General features: G+C 40.8%; 10 protein-coding genes. 4 read left to right on the forward strand and 6 right to left on the reverse strand.

What is annotated here, in order from left to right; all coding sequences use genetic code 11:
* The coding region (ptsP, locus tag F7734_RS39760) for a phosphoenolpyruvate--protein phosphotransferase (protein ID WP_155749938.1) at nt 1-1,778 on the forward strand (1,778 nt) is incomplete at its 5' end.
* Between the two features lie 76 nt (nt 1,779-1,854).
* On the opposite strand, the gene F7734_RS39765 is transcribed toward ptsP, so the two are convergent.
* Nucleotides 1,855-2,241 carry a hypothetical protein gene (locus F7734_RS39765; RefSeq protein ID WP_166482437.1) on the reverse strand — a complete coding sequence of 129 codons (387 nt, stop codon included), beginning with the start codon at nt 2,239-2,241 and terminating at the stop codon, nt 1,855-1,857.
* 357 nt (nt 2,242-2,598) lie between these two features.
* Between F7734_RS39765 and F7734_RS39770 the strand changes: the two genes are divergently transcribed.
* Nucleotides 2,599-3,612 carry a M23 family metallopeptidase gene (locus F7734_RS39770; RefSeq protein WP_155749939.1) on the forward strand — a complete coding sequence of 338 codons (1,014 nt, stop codon included), beginning with the start codon at nt 2,599-2,601 and terminating at the stop codon, nt 3,610-3,612.
* 73 nt (nt 3,613-3,685) lie between these two features.
* On the forward strand, nt 3,686-4,150 hold the full coding sequence (locus F7734_RS39775) for a hypothetical protein (protein WP_155749940.1): 465 nt from the start codon (nt 3,686-3,688) through the stop codon (nt 4,148-4,150).
* Between the two features lie 120 nt (nt 4,151-4,270).
* Here F7734_RS39775 and F7734_RS39780 read toward each other — a convergent pair whose 3' ends face one another.
* From F7734_RS39780 to F7734_RS39800, 5 genes are all read right to left on the reverse strand, one after another.
* Nucleotides 4,271-4,927 carry a WD40 repeat domain-containing protein gene (locus F7734_RS39780; RefSeq protein ID WP_243147338.1) on the reverse strand — a complete coding sequence of 219 codons (657 nt, stop codon included), beginning with the start codon at nt 4,925-4,927 and terminating at the stop codon, nt 4,271-4,273.
* Nucleotides 4,908-5,234, reverse strand: coding sequence for a helix-turn-helix transcriptional regulator (locus tag F7734_RS39785; RefSeq protein ID WP_243147339.1), 327 nt, complete (start codon nt 5,232-5,234; stop codon nt 4,908-4,910). Before F7734_RS39785 ends, F7734_RS39780 begins: the two co-directional genes overlap by 20 nt.
* Nucleotides 5,235-5,431: 197 nt before the next feature.
* Nucleotides 5,432-6,604 (reverse strand): methanobactin export MATE transporter MbnM, encoded by a 1,173-nt coding sequence (locus F7734_RS39790; RefSeq protein WP_155749941.1) that lies wholly within the window; start codon nt 6,602-6,604, stop codon nt 5,432-5,434.
* 5 nt (nt 6,605-6,609) lie between these two features.
* Entirely contained in the window at nt 6,610-7,560 is a 951-nt protein-coding gene (locus F7734_RS39795; RefSeq protein WP_243147340.1) for an MbnP family copper-binding protein, read from the reverse strand.
* Nucleotides 7,561-7,766: 206 nt separating this feature from the next.
* Nucleotides 7,767-10,643 carry a tetratricopeptide repeat protein gene (locus tag F7734_RS39800; RefSeq protein WP_243147341.1) on the reverse strand — a complete coding sequence of 959 codons (2,877 nt, stop codon included), beginning with the start codon at nt 10,641-10,643 and terminating at the stop codon, nt 7,767-7,769.
* 378 nt (nt 10,644-11,021) lie between these two features.
* Between F7734_RS39800 and F7734_RS39805 the strand changes: the two genes are divergently transcribed.
* Complete coding sequence (locus F7734_RS39805) at nt 11,022-11,636, forward strand: hypothetical protein (RefSeq protein ID WP_155749942.1); 615 nt, start codon at nt 11,022-11,024, stop codon at nt 11,634-11,636.
* Nucleotides 11,637-11,640 lie beyond the last annotated feature (4 nt).

Genomic DNA, 11,640 nt, shown 5'->3' on the forward strand with positions numbered 1-11,640 from the left:
CTCCCTACTCCCTACTCCCTACTCCCTACTCCCCCCATCACTTCCTACAAGGAATACCAGCGTCTAGCGGAATTGCCATTGCAAGAGTTTTTCTTCATACTCCAGCGCCCATTCAGATTCAGCAATATCACGTAGAAGACGTGGAAACTGAATGGCAACGTTTGCGGATCGCCATTCAAATTTCAAAAGAGGAAATTCAGTCCCTCCTCTCACAAGCATGTACACAAATTGGGGATGCAGAAGCTGCAATCTTTGATGCCCATCTGCTATTTTTAGAAGATCCCGTACTGTTAGAGGCGGTTCACCAACGCATCTTCCAACAGTATCAAAATGCAGAAGTTGCTTGGCAAGCAGTTGTTGAAGAACTAGTGAATAACTACCGTACTTTTGAAGACCCGTACTTACAAGAGCGAGTTGCAGATATAGTAGATGTAGAGCAAAGGGTGTTGCGTCTGTTGACTGGATTTCAATCTCATATAAGAACTTCAGATTCCTCTCCAGACGATCTGAATCCTTCGGAACCAGCTATTTTGATTGCCACAGATTTAAGTCCTTCGGAGACAGCTAGGTTAGATCCAACAAAAGTGCTGGGCATCTGCACGACGAATGGCAGTGCTATTTCTCACAGCGCTATCATAGCCCGGAGATTGGGTATTCCGGCAATTGTGGGTTTACCAGAAGAAGTTATGCACTTAAGCAATGGTGCGATCGCAGCACTGGATGGTGATAGTGGTAGGATGTGGGTTAATCCAGAATCTGAAGTTTTGAATGCACTAGAAGCAAAGCGCAATACACGGCAAGCGGTTCACCAAGAAGCACCAGCAATAGTATTCAATCCAGCAGTGACACGGGATGGAAGACGGATTGATGTGTTTGCTAATATAACAGGTATAACAGATACAGAGGAAGCACTAAGATTTGGGGCAGAAGGAGTCGGGCTGTTTCGGACGGAGTTCCTTTATATGCAACGAATCACTCCTCCTTCTGAAGAAGAACAGGAATTGATTTATCTAAGTGTCGCCCAGAAACTTGGTAACCGTCCGTTGATTATTCGGACTTTGGATATAGGGGGAGATAAACCAATTTCTTACCTCAATTTACTCTCAGAAAATAATTCCTTTTTAGGTTGGCGTGGAATTCGCTATTGTCTTGATAATCCCGAAATTTTTAAACCTCAGTTACGGGCAATTTTAAAAGCCAGTCCCGGACACCAAATGAAAATCATGTTTCCGATGGTTGCTACTGTGGAGGAAATACAAGCAGCTAAGGCAATGCTGGCAGAAGTGCAGGGTGAATTACGTCAAGAAGGTATTCTCTTTGATGAAGAAATGGAAGTGGGCATTATGGTAGAAGTGCCTTCAGCTGTTATGATTGCGGATAAGCTGGCTGCTGAAGTTGACTTCTTTAGTATTGGAACCAACGATCTCAGCCAGTATGTTATGGCTGCCGATCGCACGCACCCACTCGTAGCAGATTTGGTAGATGCCTTTCACCCTGCGGTGTTGCGAATGATTCAACAAACTGTCCAAGCTGCACGTACAGCCGGAATTTGGGTAGGTTTATGCGGTGAACTGGCATCAGATCCTCTATCCACACCGCTCCTACTGGGATTGGGGCTGAATGAAGTTAGCCTGAATCCTCAGTCTATTCCGGCATTTAAGCAAGCGATCGCTCAGTTGACTGGGGAGCAAGCAGAAGCGATCGTAGCCTCCGCATTGCAACAAGATTCTGCACAAAAGGTTAGAGAGCTACTCGTACAAGTAGGGAGTAGGGAGTAGGGGGTAGGGGTTAGGGAAGAAGGATTTTCATAATTAGATGATGAAATTTTTCATTGGGATGCCTTCTGCTTTCTTGTTAAAATCTAATCCCTAATTGTCCGTTGATTCCTCGAACAGAGTTGTAGCCTACACCCACGAAAACGTTATCAGTAGCCCTTGTCTGAACTCCACCAGAAAAAGCAACACCCTTATCTTCCGAATAGTATCCCACTCCTACATATGGTGAAATTACGGGTAAAGGAATAAACTTGAGTACATCTACCCCAACAGCACCATCAGGACCAACACCTAATTCAGCCCCAAAACTTAGAGCTTTTGCACCAACAGAATAGGTAATATCACCTTCTTTGCTACCTACTGACACCCAAGGTTGTGGTACTAGTTGAGCGTAAGCACTTTGTGGAGCAAATAAAGCTAACAAACTCACTGACGCCAACAATGTTTTTCCAATAACTGCTTTCACGTTTCACTCCTTCACTTTTTGCCAATTTAATCTGAACACCGAACCCTCAGTCAGTACTGATAGCAGCCTGTCAAAAAGAAAACTGAAAATTCCATCTGTACGCTGCTGTTAACTAAGGTGTGTCTATTATGACTAACAGAGACGGAATTCGTCATGCCTTGGTGCCTGGTTTGTGAAAAATCTAGCAAATTGCTTGGGAAGTGTCTCATTTTATTTCGCGATCGCATTTAAATGTCTGTTGAATGCGTAAAACTATTACGTGACAAATGTAATGCCCTCATCGTGACATTTCTTAGATGCTTCTTCAAAGTTTTACCAATATCTTAAAGTTATCAAGTTGAGGAAAAGGAGTTTTTCATGAACTATCTTTCTCGTCGTCGCTTATTACAATTCGGTCTGTTAACGCCTTTAGCAGCCTTGCCACTCTCTAGACAGCCCAGTGCATTTGCTGTATGTTGTATAGATGGAGAATGTAATAATCCTACACGAATTACTGCTTCTAAACCTGTCGGTGATATTCCTGGAGTTAGTAACTTTATTTGGCCGATTGCTGGTGCGCCAAATACACCTTACTTAATCGGTGACGCTTTCGGTCCCCGTCTTATTGGCAATCCTGGCAAATATGATTGGCATGAGGGGATTGATATTAAAGCAGATGAAGGAATTGACGTAGTTGCTAGTTGTAGCGGATTTGTCAGGATTTCAGCAGATTGCGATGAGCGTTATAAAAATAGTGGAAAGATAATTCAGATTGAGGGATATGAGTATGACAGCAACAACAAGATAACCCAGAAATATCGCATCAACTACAATCACTTGAGTGAACGACTAGTTAAAGTAGGTGACATAGTTAGCCAGGGAACTGTCATTGGTAAATCTGGATGCACGGGGGCAAACTGGCCTCACCTACATTTAGAAATTCGCAAAGATGATGTTCCTCAAAATCCATACTTTTATTTAACTTTTCCCTCAACAGATTCTCATACAGTTGCAATTCAAGGTGTAACGAGCAACGCTAATGGCACTCTTAATGTGAATCTTCGCGTTATGACTCCTCGTACAAAGCTAGACATCAATCGTATCAATGTTTTTGCCTTAGACAGCAATAATAATACAGTAGATTCCATGTACGTTGATTTTAATGAGAGCCACAATTGCGGTCGTATTAGTTCAAGTAGTACTAATAGTTATACCTACAGAGAAAGTATAACAAAAGCAGTCACCATTACCCCAGAAAATTTTTGGTACGATATTACTGAATGGACAGTCAACTTTACCTTTTCCGGCTTGTTACTATCAAATACAATAAAAATCAAAGCAGAAGCATTAGATAGATCGGGAGTAATTGCTGAAGATATTAAAACGATTTAGAACGTTACTCATTCAATTGCGATCGCATTAACCAGCGATAAACTTTTACCCACTTTATTTAAATCAAGAAGTCATGAATATCAAATCCTTAGCCTTAGCAATTCTTCTAATCGGACTGTGCTTTACTGGTTTCACTTCCCCCGTTTATGCCGATAATAATGATATACCAATTATTCCTATCCGGGGTTGCACGCTTAATACCTTAAAATCAGGATACGGAGTACAGGTAACTGGAACATTTATTTCTCTACCGTCTTTTCCTCCCGGTCCTTTTGGTCAAACAGGTTTGTTTTCCTTTGATGGCTTAGGAAAAATGTCTGGAAATGATACTGTCAGTTTGAACGGTAATATTGTTTCAAGACAATTATCAGGAACTTATACCGTCAATTTAAACTGTGAAGTTTCTTTAAAGATTTCTGATAAGAATGGTAACTCAGCTACCTTAAAAGGTGCGATCGTGAATAAAGGACAAAAAATTCTTTTTATTCAAGCTGAGCCAGACAAAGTAGTAATCACAGGAGTAGCAGAAAAGATATAAACCAATACGTCCTGTAGCAATTCTATTTGATTTGTGAAAATTGCGCTCCATCAGATCTCCGGTTTCTTAAAGCAACCGGGGGTTTCAGTTTGCAGGAATGATTGAAACAAGAGATAACACTTAAGCGAGCAGTAACTCCACCGCTCCTAAAACTTTCAGCGTTGTTCTCTGAGCCTCTGTTATCCCTGTAACACCTATAATATTCATTCCCTCATAAGGACCACTAGCCTTAAGAGTGCTCAAACACTTCCCCGTATTAACATCCCAAAGCTTAATCGTTTCATCCATACTACCACTGGCAAGGATTTGTCCATCCGGGCTCCACGCCACTGCATCTACTATATTATGATTACCCTGCAAGGTATTAAGGCATTTACCGTCACAAGTGTCCCACACCCTGACTGTATGGTCACTAGAGCCGCTAGCGAGGATTTGACCAGTTGGATTCCATGCCACTGAGTATACCCAATTTGTATGACCCTGCAAGATATTAAGGCAGTGACCGTCACGAACATCCCACAACCTAACTGTGCGATCGAAACTACCACTGGCTAGGGTTTGCCCATCTGAACTCCATACGACTGAGTATACCCAATTTGTATGACCCTGCAAGGTACTGAGGCATTTACTGTCACGAGCATTCCATAACTTTACCACACGATCAAAACTGCCAGTAGCGAGGCTTTGCCCATCTGGACTCCATGCCACTGAAAATACCCTGCCTGTATGTCCTTCCAAGTTATTGAGGCATTTACCGTCACGAGTGTCCCATAACATCTGCTTCTCCCCAATCAATTCGTTTTTTGACGATGTCTATACTGGTTTTTACGGAGGCTGTTTCTTGTAAATTCGTATTGTCTAAGTCAGCGATCGCTCGCCAGTCAAGAGCTAATTTAAGGCATATTGCTCGAAAATTTCCTGCATCTACTGGCTTACCCGTAAGAAATTTACTTAATGTCGCCAACGCTATTCCCATATCCCGAGCAAGACTTTTTTGGCTGGAAAACCCATTGTGCCTCAAAGCCAATCTCACTTTCTCAAGACATTCTGGACGAACATTGAGCGATCGCGACATCCGCAACATAAAGCGACAGAGTAATTATACGTAAACATCTTACTCGAAAGTTGGCAGAAGGGGGGAAACAGGAAATTTATTTTCCTCCCCTTTATAAGGGGAGGAAAGGAGGGGTAAATTGGTATAAAAAAAGTAAAAATTTGAGGCTCTTCAGTACTTGTTATTTTAGCATAACAAGTACTGAAGAGCCAAAATTGATAGAAACATTAATTTCCTGTTCTATTCGGATTGCTAAAGGCTGGATTTTTCACAAACTCTTCATCGGTCAAACTTTTTAAAAAGTCTAACAAATCCTGCTTTTCTTGAGAAGTCAACTTAAATCCAGAAATAAAATGGCTCTTCAATGGATTTTGACTTCCTACTCCTGCCAAGGTACCACTAGCAATAGTCCTTCCACCTGCGGCATAATGAGCGATCGCTTCTTCTAAAGTAGCAATACTACCATCATGCATATAAGGTGCAGTTAAAGCAATATTTCGCAAAGTAGGCGCTTTAAACTTACCCATATCTGCTGATTTCTGAGTGATTTCATGTATTCCTGTATTATTAGCGGGATATGCACCTTTTCCATCTAAATTATAAAGTCCTGTATTATGAAAAGCAATTTCTTCAAATGCCAAACGCTCGTGTTTAATTGAATCGCTAAAATTCAAGCCACCGTGACAGTGAAAACATTCTAAACGTTCGCTATTAAAGAGTGTTTCACCTCGCTTTGCTGATGCAGAAATTGCATTTTTATCACCCCCATAGCGATATTTATCGTAAGGTGAATTGACCGAAATTAAACTGCGCTCAAATGATGCTATTGCTTTGGTTAAATTATGAAGATTGATATTATTATCTCCCCGACCAAATGCAGCAGTAAATAACTTGCGATAATTAGCATCTTCCCGCAACATCTTTAATATGTCTTGTTCCTTACCTGCCAACCCCATCTCTACTGGACGTTCCCCAAACATTGGTACTAAGGCTTGGACTTCAAGTTTTTTCATTCCTGGATGCGCCCAAGTTAAGACGGAATTATACGCTATATTTGCAAGACTCATCGCATTACGAGGGTGCTTTTCTCCTGTTGCACCAACTGATACAGGTTTACCATCGGTAAATGCTAATGCTTGAATGTGACAGGACGCGCAGGAAAATTCACTGTTCACAGAAAGGCGCTTTTCGTAAAATAAATAACGACCAAGTTCTACCTTTTCCGCTGTCATTGGATTATCACTTGGTACAATTGGTTTGGGCATCCAAGCAGGAATATCCCAAACATAAGTATTGCTGGGAAATGGTGCTGATAAAATATGATTAAAACCAATGGATAAGCTGAATGCGATCGCGAACACGCTCGACAGTACAAACCAGCGTTTCCATTTAAAAATCATGTGTTTCACTTCACACTAAACAAAGTTTGTTGTACAGATATTTTACCGCCAAAAGGAATACCCAAAGTTGCCATAATTCCAGTACAATCTTTATCGTTGGGTTCCGACATACATCCTGGTGATGTATTTGCCTGATTGCGGCTTAAATCGGTGTTAGATAACAGTTTAGCAAGATCGACAATAATCGCATTTTTACTGGGTTCAAAGTCAGTTAAGGTAATGGTTGATGTGTTAGGATTTCTACATTTAGTTATCGGTTTTTGACTGGAAGTTTCTGCTTGACAACCCGTGCTACCTAAATGAATGAGAAAGGAATTACTTTGTTCTTTTTCACCATGTTTGTGTTGGTTTGTTTGATTTTGGTGTTTACCTGTTGATTGAGTTTTAGCTGAGAATGCAAAATCGATGCGAGCAAACTTATATCCAAATTGCCAACTCCACCACAACGAGGTCAAATTTAAGGGTGAAGGTGCAAGCGTTGAATCTTCGTGGTTGAGGTTTTCTGGTAAACCTAAAGTAAATTTTATAGCTTTATATTTACCTTGAGGAAGTGTACCCACTACTAAATCGCGGGTTTCCTCCGTTCCATTAGCACAAGCACCTGTTTTATTTTCAAAATCGATTAAAGCGACGTTTTGATATTGCCATTTGCCATCTTGAGTCAGGGATAAAGGAATGGCTTTATTATTATTATCAATTAGAGTAATATCGGAAACATAAAAGCGAAAATCTAAAGGGGTAACAGTTGTTGCTGGTTTACCTAAATTGTAATTGTTGCCACAGCGAAAAGGTTGATTTCCAACTTGACCGATAAATTTGATTGCAATTTCTTGATTTTGAGCAGCATTGACTTGTGGAAAAATATGATTTTTAAACAAGGGTTGGATAGCAAGAATTGCTAGGGAAAAAACAGCAAACTTCTTGAGATTTTTCATGTAGAATTTAATGAAATTCATGTAACAGTATAATGTATAATAGTCCTATTGGATAGAGAAAAATTATTAACCATCGCAGTAAACACGTAGGTAGGGCTATGCCGCACATATAAGGCTTTTCTGCGGTATAGCTCTACTTACAGTACTTAAAAAAGATAGTTACAATCAATACTGCGTAGGTTTTGCATAAAAAGTTGCCACTTTTTTTTGATAATGACTGCCCATTTTTACTGTCTAAACCAAGCAAATATATACTGCCATAATTGTTCTTTTGAATACCTCAAATGACTTAACCATCTTTCTAAACCTTGGGGCGGTGTTCCAAATGGTTCTGCTCTAGTTAGTTGTTGAATATGTTTGTTGCAATCGTACATACAAGTATCAATCCCTAGAAGATGATAAAGTTTATAGGCATGACGATAAGCATCAATTGCATCTGATTCTCGATTGAGATTTTCTAATGCAAGACCAAGATTAAACCAAGCTTTGGCTTCTTGCAGGTGGTCGCCAATCTTCCTAGCTATTTCTAATTGCTGCTGATAAAATTTTGTAGACTGTTCGTACTGCTTAAGACAGTAATAAACCATAGCTAAATTACCTAAGGAAATCCCTTCTCCTCGGCGATCGCCAATCTTCTTTGCTATTTCTAGATGTTGTTGGTGGCGTTTTATTGCTCTTTGATACTCCTTCAGTCCACAGTAAGCGGTACCTAGCCCACCCAAGGCAATGGCTTCTCCTTGACGATCGCCAAGCTCCCTAACTATTTCCAATTGCTTAGAGTGAAATTCTATTGCTTGTTGATACTGTTCGAGCAAGCTATAAGCAGCGCCCAAACCGCTTAAAGCAATGGCTTCTCCCTGAAGATCGCCGATTAAAATTGCTATCTCCAAAGATTGCTGACGGAATTCTACTGCCTTTTGATACTGCTCCATCCAATAGTAAGCAGTGCCTAAACCATTTAAAGATTTAACCTCGTGCTGGCGATCGCACAAATCTCTTGCTATCTCCAAAGACTCTTGGTAGAGTTCCATAGCTCTTTGATACTGCCCTAATAAGTTGTAAACTGTGCCTAAATTATGTAAAGATTCAGCTTCTTGCTGGCGATCGCTAATTTTCCTAGCTACCTCTAAAGATTGTTGGCGAATTGAGATTGCCCGTTGGTAATGTCCTAGCCAGTAGTAAGCGGTGCCAAGGGTAGTAAGGAGGGCTTGATATTTCTGATTTTCTTTCAAGCTCATTTTTTTCCAAACCCCGATCATCTGCTCGCAGAGTTCAACTTGAACGGTGTAATAACCTTGTAATTTTAAGAAATTATTACAAATCCAAATGCTATCAAAAGCCCTTTCGTAATCTCTCAATTGGTAATAATGATAAAAAATTTCTAAGTGTGCTTTGACATCATCAATTGTTTGCCAAGGTGGTAGTTTAGCGACTTCTTTGTAGTAAGAGATTGCTTGCTGATGTGCTAAAGTTTGGTCGCCTGCTTTGTACCGCAAATATTCCACTACCACAGGTTGAAATTCAAACTGACGCTGCTCGTTAAGTTTTTCTAATAAAAAGGAACGTTTAACCAAGTTTTTTAATTCTTTCTCAATGGCTGTCGCTTCTTGCTGGGGTGTGAGAGCACTTGCCGCTCGAGAATCAAAAGAACCACGATAAACACTGACATTAAGTAACAGATCTTTTTGACAATCATTCAATCTAAGGAAGCTAGCATCTAAGACCAACGCCATTCCTACTGTTTCCCGTCGGTGCTGACCTACAACTTGCCCATCCGTTAACAATTGCTGCAAATTTCCTAACCCTAAATCTGCCAAATACTCTAAATTAGGAGCGTGAGGATATTCTTCTTTCAGTAAACAAGCCACTAATTTCAACAGCAGGGGATGTCCATCCACTAACTTGGTAAATGCCTCTAAATCTCCTTTAATACCTAATTGAGCTAGTAATGCCGTTCCTTCTTCGATTTTTAGACCTTTAAGCGATAACCACTCAAAGCCCCGTAATTGGGGTCTTTCTCTAGTCGTGACTATGACTGTACTCCTGCTGCCACATTCTACCCAAGCTTTGAAAAAATCTTCATAGAACTGACTGTACCAGCACCCATCTGGTTGCAATAAACTTTCCAAATTGTCAAGTATAAATAAACAATCTGCTGATTGCAAACACTTAATTAGAGCTTCTATGAGTTGTGATTCTCGTTCTGGGATAGGATAGCCAAAATGGCTTAACACTTGATAAGCTAGGTCACTAAAAACAGATCCAGAACCCACATCTGCCCAAAACCGCTTGGGAAAACCCTTAGCTTCTTCATAAATTTTGCTAGCCAGTGTTGATTTTCCCGTACCACCAATGCCTTCTATACCAATTAAAGTGATATTTTTATCGTGTAACCACTGTTCGAGTTGCTGTAATTCTGCTGTGCGTCCCTGCCAATAAGCTAAACTTTTATGAGGGTCGCCTGCTTTGAGAACTCCAGTGGATGTCGCAGAGCTATTCCCTAAGCGTGCTTCTACTAGCTCTCGTTGTTTTCTTTGAAAAACTGGAGTTTGCCCTTCACAAAAATGTTCTAGTTGAATTGCAACTTTACCTTCCTCAAAAGCCCTTTGATATGCATCAAGATTATCTGGAGTTGCATAGCCCAACCCATCATAAAACCCAGTTGCAAATGCGATTGCAGCCTTATCTCCAATTGGCTGATTCATCCCAATCGCACAATTGATATGTTCGCTAATTGCGATCGCTGGTTTGATAGAATAACAAGCGTTAAGCAGTACGCATTCTACATAATTTGTATGCAATTGAAACAGTGATGCTAGTCCGGATGCTGGAACGGGCTTGTTTTCTCCCCCATCGTCTTCTAACAGCAAGCTGCCATCTTCTAGCCCGTGTCCGCAAAAGTGGACGATAGATGGTTGTTCTTCTGCAAGAGCGTGGCGAATATCCTGAGGGCGAACAGCAGTTCTCATCTTAATCTCAAATAAATCCCGCTTGACAGCACGTCGAATAGCTTCTTCAATTGAGCGAATTTCCTTATCCAGACGCAAACCGTGAGGTATAGCAGCCAGAATCAGGATTGTTTTGACAGGCGTACTGCTATGCATGAGAGGTTGAAAGAAAAAATTAGGACTTACGTATTGACATTGTAGACAAAATATGGATAGTCGGAAAGTTGCCAAGAAGGCTCTCACTTATTTAGACCACACTCTTAATTCTTTTGCGCCTTTGCGACGGCAGGCGCTTCAACTGGTGGTAACCACAAGCTAGCGCTGCCTCGCCTTTGCGTGAGATAAAAAAGATGTAGTTCATTTACCTGAAAATAGCTGTAAGCTGTTGGTCGAGCGCGTGCGTCTTGTTTTGCTTTCAACCATGCGATGATATAACACAGTAAATACGTTCAGTACAACAGTGTCTGTTGACAAAAAAGAATTGGTACAAGCGTATCGAAGCAAGTCATTGAGGGAATTGGCACGAAAGAAAAAATGAACTCAAGCAATTTTCTAGAACAAGAACTCATTCGTTGGAATAATGTTATTTCCACTCATCCTCATGACCCCAAAGCCTACGTACACCGGGGTATGGTTCATTTCAAGTTAGCTAACATTAATGACTCCATTGCTGACTTTGATACAGCTGAAAAACTAGACCCGCGCTTAACTCCTTACTTGTGGCAAAGAGGATTGTCATACTACTACGCCGAACTATTTGCTGAAGGGGCAAAACAATTTGAGATAGACTTAACTGTTAACTCTCAAGATTTGGAAGAAACAGTTTGGCGCTACCTTTGCATTGCTCGCCTTAACGGTTCCGCCCAAGCACGACAGTCTTTGTTAGAAGTCAGAAACGATCCCCGGTTTGTCATGCGGCAAGTTTACGATCTCTATGCTGGCAAGTGCTCTGTTGATGATGTCTTGGCTATTTCTTCAACCAATAAGCCTACTAAATTTTATAGCTGTCTTTATCTTGGGTTGTATTTTGAAGTCGAGGGTCAAATAGAATCAGGACGGCAATATATCAATCTAGCAGTCAGTCATCAAATTAATGATTATATGTGGCACTTAGCTAGCGTACACCAAAAGTTACGCGGGTGGGATTAATTGT

This window comes from Scytonema sp. UIC 10036, assembly GCF_009725235.1.